The 18,384-nt window shown below is 69.3% G+C and carries 19 protein-coding genes; 8 read left to right on the top strand and 11 right to left on the bottom strand.

Going from position 1 to position 18,384, the window contains the following annotated elements:
* Nucleotides 1–24 precede the first annotated feature (24 nt).
* From QZV72_RS06710 to QZV72_RS06695, 4 genes are all read right to left on the bottom strand, one after another.
* On the bottom strand, nucleotides 25–957 hold the full coding sequence (locus tag QZV72_RS06710; RefSeq protein WP_297006534.1) for an NAD-dependent epimerase/dehydratase family protein: 933 nt from the start codon (nucleotides 955–957) through the stop codon (nucleotides 25–27).
* Nucleotides 958–975: 18 nt separating this feature from the next.
* Nucleotides 976–1,686: a type 1 glutamine amidotransferase domain-containing protein gene (locus tag QZV72_RS06705; RefSeq protein WP_297006531.1), complete on the bottom strand. Its 711-nt coding sequence runs from the start codon at nucleotides 1,684–1,686 to the stop codon at nucleotides 976–978.
* A 142-nt stretch (nucleotides 1,687–1,828) separates the two neighbouring features.
* Nucleotides 1,829–2,410, bottom strand: a complete 582-nt coding sequence (locus QZV72_RS06700) for a TetR/AcrR family transcriptional regulator (RefSeq protein ID WP_297006529.1) — start codon at nucleotides 2,408–2,410, stop codon at nucleotides 1,829–1,831.
* Nucleotides 2,391–2,600, bottom strand: coding sequence for a hypothetical protein (locus QZV72_RS06695; protein WP_297006527.1), 210 nt, complete (start codon nucleotides 2,598–2,600; stop codon nucleotides 2,391–2,393). The genes QZV72_RS06700 and QZV72_RS06695 overlap by 20 nt, the downstream gene beginning before the upstream one ends.
* Before the next feature lie 77 nt (nucleotides 2,601–2,677).
* Here QZV72_RS06695 and QZV72_RS06690 point away from each other — a divergent pair, with 77 nt between their 5' ends.
* Together QZV72_RS06690 and crtI are read left to right on the top strand one after the other, a co-directional pair.
* On the top strand, nucleotides 2,678–3,538 hold the full coding sequence (locus tag QZV72_RS06690; protein WP_297006526.1) for a squalene/phytoene synthase family protein: 861 nt from the start codon (nucleotides 2,678–2,680) through the stop codon (nucleotides 3,536–3,538).
* Nucleotides 3,535–5,088 (top strand): phytoene desaturase family protein, encoded by a 1,554-nt coding sequence (gene crtI, locus QZV72_RS06685; RefSeq protein ID WP_297006523.1) that lies wholly within the window; start codon nucleotides 3,535–3,537, stop codon nucleotides 5,086–5,088. Before QZV72_RS06690 ends, crtI begins: the two co-directional genes overlap by 4 nt.
* Nucleotides 5,089–5,187: 99 nt before the next feature.
* On the opposite strand, the gene QZV72_RS06680 is transcribed toward crtI, so the two are convergent.
* Nucleotides 5,188–5,910 (bottom strand): L,D-transpeptidase, encoded by a 723-nt coding sequence (locus QZV72_RS06680; RefSeq protein ID WP_297006521.1) that lies wholly within the window; start codon nucleotides 5,908–5,910, stop codon nucleotides 5,188–5,190.
* Nucleotides 5,911–6,057: 147 nt separating this feature from the next.
* On the opposite strand from QZV72_RS06680, the gene QZV72_RS06675 reads away from it, so the two are divergent.
* Together QZV72_RS06675 and QZV72_RS06670 are read left to right on the top strand one after the other, a co-directional pair.
* Nucleotides 6,058–6,792: a response regulator transcription factor gene (locus QZV72_RS06675; protein WP_297006519.1), complete on the top strand. Its 735-nt coding sequence runs from the start codon at nucleotides 6,058–6,060 to the stop codon at nucleotides 6,790–6,792.
* Between the two features lie 134 nt (nucleotides 6,793–6,926).
* Complete coding sequence (locus tag QZV72_RS06670) at nucleotides 6,927–8,393, top strand: sensor histidine kinase (RefSeq protein ID WP_367119092.1); 1,467 nt, start codon at nucleotides 6,927–6,929, stop codon at nucleotides 8,391–8,393.
* Nucleotides 8,394–8,413: 20 nt separating this feature from the next.
* On the opposite strand, the gene QZV72_RS06665 is transcribed toward QZV72_RS06670, so the two are convergent.
* The 4 genes from QZV72_RS06665 to QZV72_RS06650 are packed head-to-tail and all read right to left on the bottom strand — an operon-like array spanning nucleotide 8,414 to nucleotide 13,102.
* Nucleotides 8,414–9,157, bottom strand: coding sequence for a triacylglycerol lipase (locus QZV72_RS06665; protein ID WP_297006515.1), 744 nt, complete (start codon nucleotides 9,155–9,157; stop codon nucleotides 8,414–8,416).
* A 19-nt stretch (nucleotides 9,158–9,176) separates the two neighbouring features.
* On the bottom strand, nucleotides 9,177–11,780 hold the full coding sequence (locus QZV72_RS06660) for an FtsX-like permease family protein (protein ID WP_297006514.1): 2,604 nt from the start codon (nucleotides 11,778–11,780) through the stop codon (nucleotides 9,177–9,179).
* Nucleotides 11,780–12,520, bottom strand: a complete 741-nt coding sequence (locus tag QZV72_RS06655; protein WP_297006512.1) for an ABC transporter ATP-binding protein — start codon at nucleotides 12,518–12,520, stop codon at nucleotides 11,780–11,782. The genes QZV72_RS06660 and QZV72_RS06655 overlap by 1 nt, the downstream gene beginning before the upstream one ends.
* 3 nt (nucleotides 12,521–12,523) lie before the next feature.
* Nucleotides 12,524–13,102: a PadR family transcriptional regulator gene (locus tag QZV72_RS06650; protein ID WP_297006510.1), complete on the bottom strand. Its 579-nt coding sequence runs from the start codon at nucleotides 13,100–13,102 to the stop codon at nucleotides 12,524–12,526.
* Between the two features lie 91 nt (nucleotides 13,103–13,193).
* Between QZV72_RS06650 and QZV72_RS06645 the strand changes: the two genes are divergently transcribed.
* From QZV72_RS06645 to QZV72_RS14905, 3 genes are read left to right on the top strand one after another with little or no spacing between them, the layout of a single operon-like run.
* Nucleotides 13,194–13,949 (top strand): ATP-binding cassette domain-containing protein, encoded by a 756-nt coding sequence (locus QZV72_RS06645; RefSeq protein WP_297006508.1) that lies wholly within the window; start codon nucleotides 13,194–13,196, stop codon nucleotides 13,947–13,949.
* Nucleotides 13,934–15,136 carry a hypothetical protein gene (locus QZV72_RS06640; RefSeq protein ID WP_297006505.1) on the top strand — a complete coding sequence of 401 codons (1,203 nt, stop codon included), beginning with the start codon at nucleotides 13,934–13,936 and terminating at the stop codon, nucleotides 15,134–15,136. Before QZV72_RS06645 ends, QZV72_RS06640 begins: the two co-directional genes overlap by 16 nt.
* 54 nt (nucleotides 15,137–15,190) lie before the next feature.
* Nucleotides 15,191–15,400 carry a toxin-antitoxin system HicB family antitoxin gene (locus QZV72_RS14905; protein ID WP_367119091.1) on the top strand — a complete coding sequence of 70 codons (210 nt, stop codon included), beginning with the start codon at nucleotides 15,191–15,193 and terminating at the stop codon, nucleotides 15,398–15,400.
* Nucleotides 15,401–15,411: 11 nt separating this feature from the next.
* Here QZV72_RS14905 and QZV72_RS06635 read toward each other — a convergent pair whose 3' ends face one another.
* Entirely contained in the window at nucleotides 15,412–16,443 is a 1,032-nt protein-coding gene (locus tag QZV72_RS06635; protein WP_297006503.1) for a triacylglycerol lipase, read from the bottom strand.
* Nucleotides 16,444–16,872: an HIT family protein gene (locus QZV72_RS06630; protein WP_297006501.1), complete on the bottom strand. Its 429-nt coding sequence runs from the start codon at nucleotides 16,870–16,872 to the stop codon at nucleotides 16,444–16,446.
* A gap of 43 nt (nucleotides 16,873–16,915) precedes the next feature.
* Between QZV72_RS06630 and purD the strand changes: the two genes are divergently transcribed.
* Nucleotides 16,916–18,205, top strand: a complete 1,290-nt coding sequence (gene purD, locus QZV72_RS06625) for a phosphoribosylamine--glycine ligase (protein WP_297006499.1) — start codon at nucleotides 16,916–16,918, stop codon at nucleotides 18,203–18,205.
* Nucleotides 18,206–18,384: the final 179 nt, after the last annotated feature.

Here is an 18,384-nt window from a genome sequence, read left to right as displayed (position 1 = left end):
TTGTGCGGGGGCGACCGGCCGCGATCAGACTCGGTCACGCTCCCGGCGGAGGGTGGCTATTCCCTCGCTGATGGTCGTCACCCGGAAGCCCGGGAACGCTGAGGTGAACTTGTCCGTGACGAAGGTGTTGTCGACCGCGTACCGGGGGAGGAGTTCCCACAATTCACGGATGTTGCTGTTGAAGAGTTTCCCGACGGCGAACACGGGCTTCGGTACGACGGTGAGGCCGATCTGGCGTTCCCATTCCTGTGAAGTGAGGTGGACGAGTTCCCGGTAGGTGGGGCGCATGGTGTCGACCGGGAGGTGCCAGGTCTGGCCGTAGGCGGTGACGGTGTTGCCGATCAGTGCCATGGCGCGGCTGGCGTCCGGGGTCCAGATGAGGCTGCGTCGAGTGTCGGCGCTTAACGGGATGCGGGCCTTCTTCCCGTCGGCGACGGCGTCGAAGACCAGGGAGTTGGTGAAGCTCTGCGTTTGCCCGGGGCCGTAGAACTCAGGCGCCCGGCAGATGACCGCCGCCACCCGGCCCTGTTCCATGGCGTCGAGCAGCAGGGTGGTCATCGTGGCCCGGGTTCGCCCTTTGCTGCCGACCGGGGCGAAGGGGGTGTCCTCGGTCTGAGGTGTTGCTGTCATCGGGTACATGTAGGTGTTGTCGAAGAAGACGAGCCTGGCACCGTGCTTCTCGCAGGCGTCGATGGTGTTGGCCATCATCGTCGGCAACTGTCTGGCCCAGAGGTCACTGTCCGGTGGCAGGCCGACGGTGAGGTAGACGATGTCGCTGCCGGCGACGGCGGCGTCGGTGTCGCCGGGGTTCATGAGGTCAGCTGCGACCAGTTGGTCGGTCTCGTGAAGCCGCTTCGGGTGGCGACTGACGAGCCGGAGGTCGGTGGTGTAGTTGTCGTGGAGTTCGTGGGCGAGTCCAGTGCCGATCTGGCCGTTGGCTCCGAGGATGGTCTGCATGGTCGTTCCTCTGATCCGTTACCGGGGCTGGGACAGTACGTTGACCAGGGTTGTGGCGAGCTTCTTCGACGATTGCGGGTTCTGGCCGGTGAAGAGGTTGCCGTCGCGGACCACGTGCGGGCGGAAGGGGATCAGTGCCTTGTCGTAGTCGGTGCCGATCTCGCGGAGCTTGTCCTCGAGCAACCACGGGGCCTTCTTAGCGAAAGAGTTGACCAGTTCCTCTCGGTTGGACAGGCCGGTCACGTGCTTCCCGGCGAAGGGGGTCTCTCCGTTGTTGTCGACGGTGGCGAGCAGGGCCGCGGGTGCATGGCACAGCAGGGCGAGCGGGCGTCCGGAGGTGAGGCGTTCGGTGAGGATCGTGCCGGAGACCGAGTCGACGGCGAGGTCCTCCATGGGGCCGTGGCCACCGGGGTAGAAGACCAGGTTGTAGTCGTCCTGGTTGACCGCGTGCAGGTCGGCGGGGTTGTCGAGGACCGGGGTGAGGTCGGCGAGCCGGGTGCGGAACTTCTTCACGGTGTGGGGCAGGACGCCGCCGGTGAGGCCAAGGCTGAGTTCGTCGACGACAGGGGTGGCGGCCCCGGGGGTTGCGACGGTGACGTCGAAGCCGGCGTCGGTGAAGATGCCGTAGGGGACGAGGAATTCCTCGGCCCAGAAGCCGGTGGGGTGTCGGGTGCCGTCGGTCAGTGTCCAGTGGCGGGCCGCGGTTACGGCCATGAGGACTGCAGTCATGGTGTGGTGTCTCCTTTGTGGACATGGTTCTCCGATGGTGTGGACGACGGTAGGCGCCTATGTAAGCGCTGTCAACATTAGTGTGCGGTTGCACTACCTGGAGCAGGGCCGGGCAGAAGCGGGGTCGGGATGCTGGCGGAGCTCAGGCCGGTGGGAGAATGGCGCTGAAGGCTTCGCGGACCCGGTCGTCCACTTCGCCGGGATCGGCTGCGGAGAGTTTCCCGTCCACGTGCAGGCAGGCCAGCCCGTGGGCGGTCGACCACAGGCCTGTTGACAACGCAGTGATCTCAGTCTCCGACCTCCCGGGGTAGACGCGGGCGAGCGCCAAGCCAAGGTTCTCGTGGAGCCGACCGGAGGCGAGGACCCGGTCATCGTCTCGGTCGTCGCAGACCGTGCCGAACATGAGGCTGAACATACGCGGCCGTCGCAGGGCGAACCGCACGTACCGAACGGCGAACTCGGTGAGACCGCCGGACGTCGACGGCAGGTCACCCCCGGCGAGGAGGCTGTCGCCGAGACTCTGAAACCCTTCGGCGGCGACGGCGGATTCCAACTCGCTCCGGTCGGAAAAGTGGCGGTAGGGTGCGGTCGGGGACACTCCGGCCTCCCGGGCGACAGCTCGCAGTGAGAACGTGTCGCCGCGCTCGAGTATCGCGACGGCCGCCTCCACCAGTGCTTGCCGGAGGTTGCCGTGATGGTACCCATCATTCTTTGATGTCGTCATCGGCCACCGCCCCCTTCCACGCGTACATCCGGTTGTGCACCGTCAGGTACACCCCGGCGAGGATCGCCGAGAGCAGCGACGCCGCCAGCGCGATGATGACGCCGTAAGCCACCGGGAGGATGCCGCCGCTCTTGTCGGTGGTGAGAAACCGGACGGTGTGGGTGACGCTGCTGGTTCGTGGACCTTCCATGTGGGAAACGGTACGCCTGGCGGTACGGTGGGCTGGTGATGAAGCTGAGGAAGACGACGGAGGACCGGTACCGGGCCATGGCCGATCGCGTCGCCGCCGACGTCATCGCCCGGTACTCGACATCGTTCACTCTGGCCACGCGTCTGCTGTCCCCGCCGGTGCGTCGTGACGTGTGCAACCTCTACGCCGTCGTCCGGATCGCCGACGAGATCGTCGACGGCGCCGCGGCGGCCGCGGGGGAGGACGGCACCGGCATCCGCGCGCACCTCGACGCCTACGAGGACGCCGTGCTCGCCGCCGCCGAGCCGGCCGCCCCCGGCGCCACCGCCTTCCACACCGATCCGGTGCTCCACGCCTTCGCCGGTACCGCCCGCCGCTGCAGGCTCGATACCGCGCACCTGCGGGCCTTCTTCGCCTCGATGCGCGCCGACCTGGACCCCGGCGTCCACGACGGGGCGTCCCTCGCCGCCTACATCCACGGGTCCGCCGAGGTCATCGGTCTGATGTGCCTCGACATCTTCGGCACGCACGGCACCGTCACCGCTGACCGGGCCTGGCTCGCCGAGGGGGCGGCGTCCCTCGGGTCGGCGTTCCAGAAGGTCAACTTCCTGCGCGACATCGGCGCGGACACCACCGTCCTGCGCCGCCACTACCTTCCCACGACCGCCGACGGGACCCTCACCGAGAGCGCCAAGACCGCGCTGCTCGACGAGTGCGTCGCCGAGCTGGACGCCGGGTGCGAGCGCATCCCCGCCCTGCCCCGGGGCGCCCGGGTCGGGGTGGCCGCCGCGTCCGCGCTCTACCGCGGGCTCGTCGACCGGCTGCGGGAGACTCCCGCCGCCGACCTCACCGGGCCGGACGCGGTGCGGGTCAGCGTGCCCGCACCGAGGAAAGCCCTGGTCACCGTGCGGGCGGCGATGAAGGCGATTCTCCGGTGAGCCGGGCGATCGTCATCGGTGGGGGCGTGGCGGGCCTGGCGACGGCCGGACTGCTCGCCCGCGACGGGTACCGGGTGACCCTGCTGGAGAGGGGGGACACCGTCGGTGGTCGCGCCGGATCGCTCACCGTCGACGATGCCCCGGGGTTCCGCTGGGACACCGGCCCGAGCTGGTACCTCATGCCCGAGGCCTTCGACCGTTTCTTCCGGCTCATGGGCACCTCGACGGAGGCGGAGCTCGACCTCGTCGACCTGACCCCCGGGTACCGCGTCCTGCCCGAGGGACTGGACCCGGTGGACGTGCCGGTGGGGGCCGACGCCGTGGCGGACCTCTTCGAGGGCATTGAGCCGGGGGCGGGGGAGAAGGTCCGCCGTTACCTCGCCGAGGCTGGCGACACCTACCGCATCGCTGTCGAGCGTTTCCTCTACACACACTTCTCCTCACCGCGTCCCTTCCTGGGGCGGCCGGTGCTGCGTCGGGCGTCACGCCTGGCCCGGCTGCTCACCGGCTCCCTGGAGAACCTCGTCGACAGCCGCTTCGCCGACCGTCGCCTGCGCCAGATCCTGTCGTATCCTGCGGTGTTCCTCTCCTCACGTCCCTCGCGGACCCCCGCGCTGTACCAGCTCATGAGCTACACCGACCTGGTCCAGGGAGTGAAGTACCCGCTCGGCGGGTTTGACGCCGTGGTGGACGCACTGCGCCGGCTCGCCGAGGAGAACGGTGCGGTGGTCCGCACCGGCGCCGAGGTCGTGCGTGTCCGCACCGACCGGGCGTCCGCCAACCCGCTGCGCCGGATCCCCGGGTTGGGCCGGATCTGGCCGGGCCGGGCCACCGCCACCGGGGTGGAGCTGGCGGACGGGACGGTCCTGGACGCCGACCTGGTCGTCAGCGCCGCCGACCTGCACCACACCGAGACCGCCCTGTTGCCCGCCGGGTTACGGACCTACCCGGAGCCGCACTGGCGGGGTGTCGACGCCGGCGTCGGCGCGGTCGTCGTGATGCTCGGGGTGCGGGGGCCGCTACCGGAGCTGGCGCACCACACCCTCATCTTCAGCGAGGACTGGACACCCGATTTCGCCGCCGTGTTCGAGCACGGCGGCGCCTCACGATCCGTCTATGTCTCGAAGCCCTCGGCGACGGACCCCGGTGTCGCCCCGGCCGGCCACGAGAACCTGTTCGTGCTCGTGCCCGTCGCCGCCGACACCGACCTCGGCCACGGGTCGGCCTACGGCGCCGAGGACGCCGCGGTGGCCGGGATCACGGACGCGGTGGTCGGTCTCATCGCCGAGCGTGCCGGGATCGCCGACCTGGCGTCCCGTATCGTCGTGCGCCGCACGCTGGGGCCGGCGGACTTCGCCGGCAGGTACCACTCCTGGCACGGCTGGGCGCTGGGTCTGGCGCACACCCTGGGGCAGTCGGCGTTCCTGCGCGGCACGAACCGGTCGCGGGCGGTCGACAATCTCTTCTACGCCGGATCGACGACCACGCCGGGCGTCGGTGTGCCGATGTGTCTGATCAGTGCGGAGAACGTGCTCACCCGGCTTCGGTGATCGGGGCCGGTTGGATCGGGCCGGTTGGATCGGGTCGGGACACGGCGGACCCCGCACACCCTGAGTCGTGTGCGGGGTCCGGTCGGCGTTCGGGCGACGCTAGTAGATGAAGACTTCGTCACCCTCGTGGAGCTGGTTGAAGAAAGCCTCGGAGTCGTTGCCGCCGAGGTGGATGCACCCGGCGGAGTCGATGTTCGGGTTGCCCTGGTGGAATGCGTGGCCGGACCAGGTGAAGTACACGGAGTTCGGCATCGGGGCATCGTTGAACTCGCGGCTGATCTCGTCCTTGACCTTGTAGGTCACGTGGAAGGTGCCCCGGGGGGTCTCGGTGTCCGCGCCCGGGGCGCCGGAGGAGATGTAGACCGGGCCGTAGACGGTGTTGCCGCCGTCCTTCAGCCAGGCGCGGCGTCCGTCGAGATCGACACAGGCCTTCGCTGTGGCGGGGCACGGGGTGTTGACCGTGTCGTTCCAGGCGTCCAGCCGTGCCTGCTCGGCGGCGGCGGCCGCGGCGGCGGCCTGCTCGGCGGCACGCTGGTCGAGCGCACCGGGGGCGACCGCGTTGGTCAGGTCGGTCACGCCCTGCTCGTAGACGTCGCGGAACTGCTCCGGGACCTGGCCGGACTGCTCCAGGGCCGTGTCGTGGGCGTTGAGCGCACCCTCGGTCACCTGCGCCCGGAGGTCATCGGTGGGGGATGCCATGGCCGGGGCGGAGCCGAGACCGGCGAGGGCGGCCGTGGAGGCCCCGAGCAGGGCGATGTTGCGGCGCGTGTGGGTCCCGGAGACTGCGCGGTGGCGTCCGCGGTAGGTGTAGTTGGTAGTCACGGCGAGCCACTTTATCTGCTCAGGGGGTTGTTGACCAGCGAATCGGAGCTGCCGGGGCCCGGGTGTCGGTGAACCCCCGGCGCTTCCACAGGTAAAGTACAGGCGGTATGCACCCGTTTTCCGGGGTGTCTGTCCAGACTAGGAAGCATGACCGTGCCGCTCACCCATCAGAACCATCAGACCGTCTCCACCCATGACACCCGGGTGCTCGTCGTCGATGATGAAGCCAACATCGCCGACCTGATCAAGGCCCGCCTGGAGTTCCAGGACTTCGACGTGCGCACCGCCAATGACGGGGCGACCGCACTCGAGATCGCCGCGGACTTCCGTCCGGACGCCTACATCCTCGACGTGATGATGCCGGGGATGGACGGCTTCACCCTCCTCAGTAAACTCCGTCAGTCCGGTGATGACGCGCCGGTTCTCTTCCTCACTGCGAAGGACGCCGTCGACGACCGTATCCACGGTCTGACCCTCGGCGCCGACGACTACGTCACCAAGCCTTTCGCCCTGGAGGAGGTCATCACCCGGCTGCGGGTGATCCTGCGCCGCGTCCAGCCGGAGGAGAAGGAGGACGAGTCGTTGATCTCGTACGCGGACCTCACCCTCTCCGACGACATGCACGAGGTGACGAAGGCGGGCAAGGTCGTCGACCTCTCGCCGACCGAGTTCAAGCTGCTGCGCTACCTCCTCATCAACGCCGAGGTGGTGGTCTCCAAGGCGAAGATCCTCGACGCGGTGTGGGAGTACGACTTCGGCGGCGACGGCAACGTGGTCGAGTCCTACGTCTCCTATCTGCGCCGCAAGATCGACACCCGGGAGCCGCACCTGATCCACACCGTCCGCGGTGTGGGCTACGTGCTGCGCACGCCCCGAAACTAGCACGGTACTGGCACGGGTACTGGCACGGTAATGGCAAGGCAACGGCACGGAATCTGAGGTACTGACCTGTGGTGAGCATGCGGTCCGGCGGGCGGTCGGGGACGAAGGACAGGTCGGCGCGACGGTATCCCGGTGTGTTCCTGTCCCATTTCCCGTTGCGGGTCTCACTCGTCCTGGTGATGACGACGATGGCGGCCCTGGGGCTGGCGGTCTCGGGCGCCGTGGTCAGCGGGATGATGCAGCAGTTCCTCACCAACCGGGTCGACGACCAGTTGACGACGGCGACCCGCGACTGGGCGTCCCGTCCGACGGAGACGGACCTGGATTCGCCGGAGACGGACGACAGCCAGCCCGGGCCGTTGCGTCCGCCGAGTCAGTTCTTCGTCGCCGTGTACGGCCGCTCGGGGTGGAGTATCTCTGTGAACCCGCAGCAGGGGAAGTCCGCCCCGGAGGTCTCCTCATTGACCGTGGCGACGCCTCCGGTGACTGTCCCCGCCACCGATGACTCGGAGTCGCCCACGCCGTGGCGTGCGGCGGCGGTGGTCAACGATTCCGGGACCGTGGTGATCGTCGCCCTGCCGATGGAGGGTGAGTACCACATCATGCACCAGCTCCTCGTGGTGCTGGTGAGCATCGGGGCCATCGTCCTCGTGTTGCTGGTGGTCGGCAGTCTCTACCTCATCCGTCGTGCCCTGCAGCCCCTCTACCTGGTGGAACGCACCGCCGGCAGGATCGCCAAGGGCCAGCTCGACGACCGTGTCCCGGAGTGGTCGCCGAATACGGAGGTCGGAAGACTCTCCCGGGCCCTCAACCGGATGCTCGCCCAGATCCAGGGTGCGTTCATCGCCATGAACCACTCCGAGAAACAGGCGCGTCAGGCGGAGGCGTCGATGCGGCGGTTCATCGGTGACGCCTCGCACGAGCTGCGCACCCCGCTGACCAGTGTCCGCGGGTACGCGGACCTGTACAAGTCCGGGGCGACGACGGACGCGGACATGGTCATCGACCGGATTTCCTCGGAGGCCGGCAGGATGAGCCTGCTGGTCGAGGATCTGCTGACCCTGGTGCGGATGGATGAGGGACGCCCGATGCGCCGGGAACCGGTCGATCTGCTGGACCTGGGGATCGCGGCGGTGGAGAATGCGCGGGCCGGGTTCCCGGGACGTTCAGTGTCGCTGGTCAACGAGACGCGGTCGATCCCGGTGACGATCGGGGACGCCGACCGGCTGCACCAGGTCATCGGCAACCTCGTGACGAACGCGGTGCGCCACGGCGGGGACGACGCCTCGGTGGTCCTCAAGCTCACCCAGTCCGCCCCCGGCGTCGAACCGGCGACGGTGGGGGTCGACGTCATTGACGACGGTGCGGGTATCCCGGCCGAGGATGTGCCGCACCTGTTCGAGCGGTTCTACCGTGCCGACGTGTCACGGTCGCGGGCTTCGGGCGGGTCGGGTCTGGGCCTGTCGATCGTGAAGAGTCTGGTGGAGGCGCACGGTGGCACGATCAGTGTGGAGAGCGTGGTCGGGGAGGGTACGACCTTCCACGTGCGCCTGCCGGCGGCCGCCGAGATGCTCGACGAGAATGAGATCGAGGAGTTGTAGTCTGGCTCGTCACCGGCGCCCTAACCGAGTATTCCGGCGACGAGGCGTCCGACCCGGCGGCTGTGGGGCAGCTTCTCGTGGGGGATGCCGTCGATCTCGATGACGGTGGTGGGGCCCTGGTGGGCGGGTGTTCCGGAGGCGGCGTCCTCCGTTCTGAAGGCGCGGGCCCGGTCGGAGGGGATGTAGCGGTCGCGGGTGGTGAGGATCTGGGTGACCGGGACGGTCGAGCGTCGCGCGTAGAGCATGAGGGACGCCAGCTCGGGGGAGTCGGCGAGGTGGCCGCGCCAGGCGGGGACGACGCGGGACGCCAGCGGCATGATGCGCCGGAATCCGGTGACGCCGCGGAAGTCCGCGCCCAGGCCGACGAGCCGCCCGACCTTGCCCTGCAGTTCCGGGGTGCCGGATGCCGCCAGTGCCAGCAGCCCGCCCTGGGAGTGGCCGACGAGGTCGACGGTGCCGGCGTCCGCCACAATGTTCCCGAGCTTCTCGCGGACCTCGGCGAAGTTACCGGCCAGCGGCGCGGTGCCGTGGTGACCGTAGGAGACGGAGAGGACGGGACGCCCTGCGACGGAGTGAAGCGCGGGGCCCCGCAGCTCGGCGACGACGCCGGTGAAGTTGCTGCGGGAGCCGACAGCACCGTGGACCAGCACGACCGGGCGGGTCGCCGGATCATCGGTGCGGGGGAGGGGGCGCCGGTGGCGGGACTCGGCCCAGGCGTCGTCAGGCAGGAGATCGAGAAGACGGCCGATAGCTGGAATGTTCACTCCAACTACTGTGCCACGGTCACTCCCGTCGCCGCACGGGTGCCCTGTCGAGGGAGGAGACGGTGCCGATCACGCTGCCGAGGACCCGGGCCAGCACCGGTCCTGCCACTGCGACGACACCGAACAACAGCCACTTCCCGCCGGACATGTCGGGCAGATCACCGCCGATCAGCGCCGGGGTCGCACCGACCACCACACCGGCCACCGTCCCCGCACCGGCGACGACCAGCGCCTGGGTGGCGGTGAACCTGCGGAGCAGTCCGGGCGGGGCTCCGAGCGCGGTGATCGTCGCCAGGTCGCGCCGCGATTCCGACGCGGCGAGGAGCACGACCAGCAGTACCGTGGCACCCGTCGTCAGAAGACTGAACAGGACAGGCACAGCGGACCAGAGCAGGTCCGTTGCGGCGAGTGCGGGAACGCTGACGTCGAGGAAGGACGGGGTTCCGGTGCGCGCCGTGATCTCCAGGGCCTTCAGCGTGGAGACCGGGTGGTCGAGGAGGAACACGGATCCGTCGTAGGAGGTCTGCAGACCCACAGACTCCGCGGTGTCGGGGGAGACCGCGACGCCACCGTGACCGGCCAGGCCTGGCAGGACCACCGCCGGCAGGTAGATACTGGTGGAGTCTCGGACGGATTCGGCGCTTCCATACCAGAAGGGGTCGACCTCGAAGCCGTCGTCGGGGTCGGTGGGGACAGCTCCGGGAAGATCTCCGTCGTACCCCGGCTCCACGGTGATGCGGACCCGGCCGTCGTGCACCAGGGCGGGATCGCCGACCACGGCGGTGCCTGAAGCGAGCAGGTCGGTGGCGTCCCGCAGGTCGGCGGTGGTCATGTCACGGTAGATGCTGAGCGCGTCTCCCGCGGTGACCAGCACCGGGGACCATCCGACACCCTGCCAGATCGGGTCGGTGAGGGTCTGTCCGACCGCGGTGGCGAACTGTGGTGCACGACCGGTGAAGCTGGCCTCGGCGGAAAGGACGCCACCGTAGACGTCGACCCGCTGGTCGGTGCCGACGATCCCCGCGACCCGGTCGAGGTCCTCGGAGTAGGCGCCGATCCCGGTGTCCGCGGTTCCGCCGGCGGTGGCGGAGGCCGTGACGACGGTGTCCTTGAACCGGGAATCTGAGGCGTACCCGCCATCCGGATATGTCACCAGCATGGTCACGAGCATGGTGACGCCTGACACGGCGGCCACGGCAGGAACGGTCCGGTGCCGGTTACGGACGGTGTCGCGCACCGCGAGCCGACCGGCGGTGGACAGATGTGGCGCAGTCGCGCCGACGAGCCGGACAACCAGCTCCGCAGAGCACACCAGTCCGATGCCCGCCAGCGCGATGCCGAAGGCGCGCAGCGCGTCATCGTTGGACGCCGGTGCCAGTGCAACGCCCAGGACGACCAGCGGCAGACCGATGAAGGTGCGGGGACGCCACGGGGTGAGGACCGTGGAACTGCCGTCGGACAGGGCGGTCACGGGGTTCTCGTGTCCTGCTCTGACCGCCGGGACGAGAGCCGAGGCCACCCCGCAGACGAGGGCGACGGCCACCACCGGAACGGCGACATCCCACGCCCAGGCGTAGGACCCGGTGGAGAAGAGCCGGATCGCCGCAGCACCGACGCCGGTGGACAGCACCAGGCCCAGGGCGGAACCAACAGTCCCGACGATGAGGCCCTCGTACAGCATGATGCGACGCAGGTGCGCGGGTGTGGCTCCGTGGGTGGCGAGCAGGGCCAGCTGGTGCCGGAGTCGGCGCGCGGCGACGGCGAAGACCGGGGTGATCACCGCGGAGATCAGGGTGACGGCCATGACGGCGACAGCGACGACGGTGAGGAGGATACCGAGGTCGTTGCCGTAGTAACCGATGCTGCTGCGCAAGGCGCCGAGGCCCAGATCACCCCAGGGGATGAGGTGGGGACTGTCGGGAAGGCTGTTACTGACGGTGTAGATCTCGTTGACGGAGACACCGTCGACAACGACTTCGTCGTCGTTGAGGCTGATCCACGGTTCCTCCCTGATGCCGTCCGCCTCTGCGGGGAGGTACCACCGGAAGGCCGTCCCCCGGTCGGGAAGAGCATCGCTGGCGTTGACGATCAGGCCGGTGTCCGAGATGCCCTGGTAGATGTCGGTGACGGTGAGGTCGGTGCCGCCGACGGTGAGGGTACCGCCCCGACCGATTCCGAGGACATAGGCGGTGCGGTCATCCACGGCGGCGGTCCCCGGCCTGACGGATGGGCCGTCGGTGGACGTGTTGTCCGTGAGCGACAGCAGGCTGGTGGTCGTCTCCCGCTCACCGGCGGTCACGGCGCTGACACCGGTGGTGCCGAGGGTGAGATCGTCGGCGTCCTCCCCGATCAGGTCGTGAAGGCGGGAGTCCTGGGCGGCGGAGTCCCTGAAGATGCTGCGGGAGGCGTCCCCGCTGTCGTTGAAGACCACGGAGTCGAACCCGGCGACCGGATTCGGCAGGGACATCCGGTTGTCGGACTCGATCAGTGATGCGAAACCCACGATGAGTGACACCGGCAGGGCGAAGAGCAGCAGGGCGACGAGCGTCCTGATCCTGTGGCGGGTGAGGTCGCGGACGGCGACGCGCAGCAGCGGACCCGGGCCCGGAGTCGGAAGCGACATCATTGACCACCCAGGATCCGGCCGTCGCGCAGGTGGACGGTGCGGTCGGCGAAGGCAGCGAAGCGGGGTTCGTGGGTGACGAGCAGCCCGGCGGCACCGTCGGTGACCCGGGTGCGCAGCAGCTCCATCACGTAGTCCGCGGTGACCGAGTCCAGTGCCCCGGTGGGTTCATCGGCGAGTACGAGGTGACGGTCGCCGATGAGTCCCCGGGCGATAGCGACTCGCTGCGCCTGCCCACCGGAGACCTCGGTGGGGAACCGGTCGGCGAGAGCGGTGAGCCCCAGGTCCCCGAGGGCGTCGAGCGCACGGCGTCGGGCGTCACGGCGTCCGACCCGGTCGAGCTCCAGGGGCAGCGAGATGTTCTCGGCGACGGTGAGGGTGGGCACGAGGTTGTAGTCCTGGAAGACGTAGCCGACGTGTCGGCGGCGGACCTCGGCGCGCCTGGTGGGGGAGAGCTCGGAGACATCCACTCCGCCGATGCGCACCGTGCCGGAAGTGGGTGTGTCGAGAGTCCCGGCGACGTTGAGCAGGGTGGACTTGCCGGACCCGGAGGGGCCCATGACGGCGACGAGCTCACCGGGTTCGACGGTCAGGGAGACGTCGTCGAGCGCGGTGACGGTGGTCTGCCCGTCGCGGTGGGTGCGGGTGACGTGCTCCAGGCGCAGCGCCGGGGCGTTGGAGGTCCCGTAGCTGCTGAGCCGCTGCGGGGACAGGGGTGAGGTGCTGTTGGGGCGGGTCATGGCTCAGTGCTCCTGGTTGGTGGTGGGCGTGGGACAGGCGGTGTGTGTGGCAGGTGCGGGCGGCAGGGACTCGATGCGGTCGAGCCAGCGGACCTGGGACTCCAGGTCGAAGATCCGGCGCTCCAGCAGCAGGCGGGCGGCACTGCGCACCGCGGGGGTTGACGCCTTGAGCTGTGTCAGCTCCCGCAGTTCGTCGAGGACCGCAAGGCGCTGGTGGTGGATCAGCAGGGTGAGGTCCTCGGGGAGTTGTCCTGGTGGGGAACTCGCGGCCATCGCGGTCTTGATGACGAGGTCGTCGCGGTCGTTGCGGGGCGGCAGGACCGGTGCGGACCACCAGTCGCGGAGCTCTGTGAGCCCGGCGTCGGTGGGAGCGTAGAGGTCGGTGTGGCGTCCGGACGCGCCGGGTTCGTTACCGGTGACCTCGATGAGCTTGTCGCGGTCGAGGCGCTGGACGGTCTGGTAGACCTGACCGACGTTCACCGGCCAGAGATGGCCGGTGCGTTCCTCGAATCTGCTGCGCAGCTGGCCGACGCCGGCCGGTCGCTCGGCCAGCAGGCTGAGCAGTGCGAACTTGATGGACATGTGGCTCGTCTCTGTTGCTTACCCGGTAAGTTGTGCTAGAGATTACAGGGTAAGTTACCGAGTAATCAACTCTCCCGCCAGGAGGAACGCCATGGCAACCCTCGACCTCGACCAGGTGACCGTCCGCTACGGCAGGCGCGGTGGGGCGCGTCCTGCCGTGGACGCCGCCACAGCCACCTTCGGCCCCGGCCTGCACGCCCTGCTCGGGCCCAACGGTGCGGGCAAGTCCAGCCTGATCCGCACCATCGCCACACTGCAGAAGCCTTCCTCCGGCTCGGTGACTTTCGGCGGATCGGGGGAGATCGCCAGCATCCGCCGCCACCTCGGCCACCTGCCCCAGGAGAACCTCGGGAAGTCACGCTTCACCGTCCGCGAGCACTTCGCCTACATGGCCTGGTTGCGCAGACTCCCGAAGGCGCAGACGGAGGCGGAGGTGGACCGCGTGATCGGTCTCGTCCGTCTCGGTGACCGGGCGGACACGAAGATCAGGGCCCTGTCCGGCGGGATGCGACGCCGCGTCGGCATCGGCTCGGCACTGATCGGACAGCCCGGCCTGGTGATACTCGACGAGCCTTCCGCCGGTCTGGACGTCGTCCAGCGCGGCATCCTGCGCGACATCACCCGCGAGGTCTCCCGGGACGCCGTGGTCCTGGTCTCCACCCACATCATCGAGGACATCCTGGACACCGCGGACACCGCGGACACCGTCACCGTCATCGACACCGGACGCATCGTCTGGGCCGGTGAGCGTGGGGCCTTCGCCCCCGGCGCGGCACCCGGGGATCCCGGTAACCTCGCCGCCTTCGAACGACGGTCCCCTACGCGCTGGCGATGCCGGGGACCCTGACCCTCTGGGACGGCAGCCCCGACCTCAGCTGGTGGACCTGTCTGGTGGTGTTCGCACTCGGTGCGGTGGTCTGGCTGACGCGGTGGCGTCCGCCAGCGTTGCAGATCGGTGCGGACGAGGTCCGGCATACAGGTAGGGCGGGGCACGGGGACATGGCCCGGCGCGGTCGGGCACGTGCCATGCTCCTGGCCGTCATCGTGGGCCTGCCTGCGGTGGCGATGGCGTGGACCCTCGGTGTCCAGTTGGAGCACTGGGTTGGCAGTGTCCGTCTGCTGGTGGGGGAGAACTTCCCGGTACTGCTCGTCTTCTGCATGCCGTTGGCACTGACCGGTGGTGTGATCGCCGGACAGTACCGGTGGCGCAGCGGACTCACCGTGTGGGAGACCCTCGGTGAGCGCGGGGCCGGGGCGGTGACCCGGGCAGCGCTGCGTCCGGTGCTGGTGTGGCTCGTGGTCGGTGCCGGGGCGGTGGCCGTCCTGTTCCTTGCCGTGGCGGCCGGAGGAGCACTCGTCGACGGGGTGGATGCCCCGGTGGTGGCCGCTGATCTCCGGGATGCGCTGCCGATGGTGCTGTTCATCCTGGTGATGGTCATCATCGGTGGTGTGCTCGGTGTGTCGGCGGGAATGCGGTGGCGCGGGATCTGGCTGCCACCGGTCGGGTTGATTGTCGCGGTGGTCCTCGGGATGGCGCTGTCCTACCAGGTCCCGGACACTGACCGGAGCAGTACTGTCGCGGCCGATGAGACGGAGTGCCGGGGCACTGGTGACGGCGTGGATGTCTGCACCGAGCCCCGCAACACCGGCTACCTCGACGCTGTGGTGGCGACGGTGGGGCAGCTCTACGCGTCCTCCCCGTTCCGCGGCGACCTGCCGGATCGGGTGTATCTCGTGGACAACTCCTGGTGGCAGGAGGTTCCGGACGGTCCGGTCGTCGGCGTCAGTGGGCAGCGGGGGATCACCGCGCCGGACCGGTTGGACGCGGAGGAGACGAAGCGGTCCATCGAGAGCTACTTCGCCGACGCCTGCATTCCGGACGATGCTGAAGGCGCCGAAACGTTCGACCACTGGTTGGGCGGGATGCAGATGCTCTTTGAGCATCCGTCGGACTACACGCAGTGGTCCACTGATCCGGCGGTGACCCGGGAGAACCTGGACCGGGCGAAGGAGTGCCTCGCGGACGCGGGGTGAGGGGGCGTTGGTGGGGATGGTCACCGGCGTTCGCGTCACCGTTCCGGCAGATCCGTGGCATGGAAGTGCTGGTCCGGTGACGCAAACTTCGGGAGCGTCGTGACTACAGGCAGCGGCGACGTGCGGTCGGTGCTCACATTCTGCCTGCAGGTGAACCAGGGGAAAGGTGGCCCGCCCACCCTGCACCGAGACCTCGCCATGGAAGCGGGCCGGGAAGGGGTGTCGCTCAATCAGCTGGCGACGCTCAAACTCGCCCGTCGGTGAACCGGTGAGCCCTACCCCTCCAGACCCTCCAGACCCTCCGGACGCTCCAGGGTCTCCACCAATCCCTCCACCAACCGACCGTGCACGATGCGCTGCACGTCCGGGTCCGAGGGCATCTCATTGTGCAGTACCCGCCCGGCCCCCAGGTCCTGCACGAACTCGTTGGCGACCTCGACGGGAACCCGGATGCCCGTCTCATCGGCGGCGTCCGGCTCCAGGAACCCGGACTCCGGCGGCACCACGGTCGTGTCCACCTTCGTCGCCAGACACGTGTAGCGCACCCCGGGCCGCGTCTCCGGCGAATAGGACAGGTCGGTGAGCAGCGGAGAGCCGACGACCTGCTGCATCCCCGCCACACCCATCATCCGCGTCACCGTCGTCTCGGCGACCTTCGCCGCCAGGTCGTTCGCCGCGATGATCGAGGTCAACTGGGCGCTCACCGTCGTGCCGTGGTGCGGGGCGGACAACGTCACCAGGTGGTGCACCTTCGCGTCGAAACCCTCCTGGTTGATGAGGTACCGGGCCAGCAGGCCGCCCTGCGAATGGGCGACGACGTCCACCTTGTCCGCCCCCGTCGCCGCGAGCACCTGGTCGATGTAGGCGGCGACATCCCTGGCAGACTGCCGGATCTCACCGGTGCCGTGGCGTCCGTAGTCGGGGGCGAAGACCACGAACCCGTCGTCGCGCAGGTCGGTGACGAGGTTCTGCCACACCGACTTCGACGAGATCGTCCCGTGGATCAGCACCACCGGGTACGGCCGGTACGCGGGCGGCTTCTCCCACCACAGGTCATCGACGTAACCGGCGAAACTCTGCCGGGCGCCCATCGGTACGGTGTCCTCCCCCGGAGGCTGCGGAGCCATCTTGACCAGGCGAGACGTGAAACCGAGGGTGTTGCGCAGCCCGTCGGAGAAGGACGCCAGCTGGTCCGTCCACGAGCGCTGCCCCGGGTCTGCGGTCGCCCCGGCCGCAGCGGCGGTCAGTGCGTCGAGATACGGGGCGAGGTCGTCGGAGGAGGACGGGGAGGCGTCGTTCACGGCCATCTACTCGTTGACGCCGTCCACGCCCCGGGCCCGCAGACCGGCACGGATCTTCTCCGCGGCGGCGTCCATCTGCACCGGATCGGTCTCGTCCATGGACATGGCGTTCGTGAGGTTGTAGCCGGACATGTCGGCGGCCGGGAAGACGTGGATGTGGGTGTGGGGGACCTCGAAACCGGCGATGAGGTAGCCGGCGCGGGGGCAGTCGAACTCGTCGACGATCGCCGCACCGACCTGCTGGGCGACCTCGTTGAGGTGGGCCCACAGTTCGGGGGTCAGGTCGGTCCAGCGGTCGACCTCCTCGACCGGCACCACGAGGGTGTGCCCGTAGGCGACCGGCTCGATGGTGAGGAAAGCGACGGCGGTCTCGTCGCGGTACACGAAGCGACCGGGGATCTCCCCGGCGATGATCTTGCTGAAGACAGATGCCATGCTGCCGATCGTAGTCATACCGCAGCCGTTAAGATCGGAACCCATGCGCACACTCGTCATCGGCAACGGAGCCCGCGAACACGCCCTGGCCTATTCCCTCTCGCTCGACCCCTCGGTGACGGAGGTGCACGTCGCCCCGGGTAACCCGGGCATCGCCGGCGTGGCCACCCTGCACCCCGGTATCAAGGGGGAGGACGCCGCCGCAGTCGTCGCACTCGCCCGGGAGCTCGCCGCTGATCTGGTCGTCATCGGCCCGGAGATCCCGCTGGTCGCCGGTGTCGCCGACGCACTGCGCGCCGAAGGTTTCGCCGTCTTCGGCCCGTCGGGCGCCGCCGCCCGCATCGAGGGCTCCAAGGCCTTCGCCAAGGGGATCATGGCGTCCGCCGGAGTGAAGACCGCCCACGCCGAGGCCGTCGGCCCGGGGGCGACCGACGAGGAGATCGACGCCGCCGTCGACCGCTTCGGCCCCGTCTGGGTCGTCAAGGATGACGGTCTGGCAGGCGGCAAGGGTGTGGTCGTCACCCCCGACCGTGCCGCCGCCGTCCAGCACGTCCATGACGTGCACGCCGGCGGGAATCCGGTGCTGCTGGAGAGCTTCCTCGACGGCCCCGAGGTGTCCCTGTTCTGCCTGGTCGACGGGGAGACCGTGGTCCCGCTGCTGCCGGCCCAGGACCACAAGCGCGTCCGCGACAACGACGAGGGCCCGAACACCGGCGGCATGGGTGCCTACACCCCGCTGCCGTGGCTGCCGGTCAACGGTGTGCAGCGCATCGTCGACGAGGTCTGCGTCCCCGTCGCCAGGCAGATGGTCGCCGAGGGCTGCCCCTTCTCCGGTCTGCTCTACGCCGGTCTGGCGTGGGGCTCCGAGGGCCCGGCGGTCGTCGAGTTCAACTGCCGTTTCGGCGACCCGGAGACCCAGGCCGTCCTCGACCTGCTGAAGACGCCGCTGGGTGGCGTGCTCAATGCGGTGGCGACCGGCACGCTCGACGAGCTGCCGCCGCTGGAGTGGGAGGACGGGTACGCCGTGACCGTCGTGCTCGCCGCCGGGGGTTACCCGGAGGCGCCGGTGACCGGGGTGCCGATCGAGGGTGCCGCCGCCGGCGACGAGGCCCGCGGCGTGCGCGCCGCCGGTGTCGCCGCCGATCCGGCCCGTGAGGGTGGTCTGGTGTCCGCAGGCGGACGCGTCCTCAACGTCATCGGCCGCGGGGCGACCCTGGTCGAGGCCCGGGAGAAGGCTTACGCGGAGCTCGCGACGATCAGCATGGCCGACGGCCACTACCGGTCCGACATCGGCCTCGCCGCCGTCGACGGCCGGATCGCGGTCCCGGAGTAGTCCGTCATGTCCGGTGGGTCACCTGCTGATCTGGATCTCCGCTACGACCGGTTGCTGGCGAACCTCGGTCGCGGCATCGAGCTGTACCACCGGTACGAGGTGACTCCCTGGGAACAGTGGCTCCGGAAGGCCCGGGCCGAGATCGTCGCCGGTGACGCCCACGGGCTGGCCTACATGCT

The sequence above is a fragment of the uncultured Corynebacterium sp. genome, assembly GCF_902782855.1.
Lineage (GTDB): Bacteria > Actinomycetota > Actinomycetes > Mycobacteriales > Mycobacteriaceae > Corynebacterium.
This window is presented reverse-complemented; position numbering and strand designations above follow the sequence as displayed.

Bases quoted from the DNA above. Each gene is read 5' to 3' on its own strand.
- QZV72_RS06675 (WP_297006519.1), top strand. From the start codon at position 6,058: ATGACCGTGCCGCTCACCCATCAGAACCATCAGACCGTCTCCACCCAT.
- QZV72_RS06655 (WP_297006512.1), bottom strand. From the start codon at position 12,520: ATGACCCGCCCCAACAGCACCTCACCCCTGTCCCCGCAGCGGCTCAGC.
- QZV72_RS06710 (WP_297006534.1), bottom strand. From the start codon at position 957: ATGCAGACCATCCTCGGAGCCAACGGCCAGATCGGCACTGGACTCGCC.
- QZV72_RS06705 (WP_297006531.1), bottom strand. From the start codon at position 1,686: ATGACTGCAGTCCTCATGGCCGTAACCGCGGCCCGCCACTGGACACTG.
- QZV72_RS06645 (WP_297006508.1), top strand. From the start codon at position 13,194: ATGGCAACCCTCGACCTCGACCAGGTGACCGTCCGCTACGGCAGGCGC.
- QZV72_RS06690 (WP_297006526.1), top strand. From the start codon at position 2,678: ATGGCCGATCGCGTCGCCGCCGACGTCATCGCCCGGTACTCGACATCG.
- QZV72_RS06630 (WP_297006501.1), bottom strand. From the start codon at position 16,872: ATGGCATCTGTCTTCAGCAAGATCATCGCCGGGGAGATCCCCGGTCGC.
- QZV72_RS06700 (WP_297006529.1), bottom strand. From the start codon at position 2,410: ATGACGACATCAAAGAATGATGGGTACCATCACGGCAACCTCCGGCAA.
- QZV72_RS06660 (WP_297006514.1), bottom strand. From the start codon at position 11,780: ATGTCGCTTCCGACTCCGGGCCCGGGTCCGCTGCTGCGCGTCGCCGTC.
- QZV72_RS06635 (WP_297006503.1), bottom strand. From the start codon at position 16,443: ATGGCCGTGAACGACGCCTCCCCGTCCTCCTCCGACGACCTCGCCCCG.
- QZV72_RS06695 (WP_297006527.1), bottom strand. From the start codon at position 2,600: ATGGAAGGTCCACGAACCAGCAGCGTCACCCACACCGTCCGGTTTCTC.
- QZV72_RS06640 (WP_297006505.1), top strand. From the start codon at position 13,934: ATGCCGGGGACCCTGACCCTCTGGGACGGCAGCCCCGACCTCAGCTGG.
- QZV72_RS06650 (WP_297006510.1), bottom strand. From the start codon at position 13,102: ATGTCCATCAAGTTCGCACTGCTCAGCCTGCTGGCCGAGCGACCGGCC.
- purD (WP_297006499.1), top strand. From the start codon at position 16,916: ATGCGCACACTCGTCATCGGCAACGGAGCCCGCGAACACGCCCTGGCC.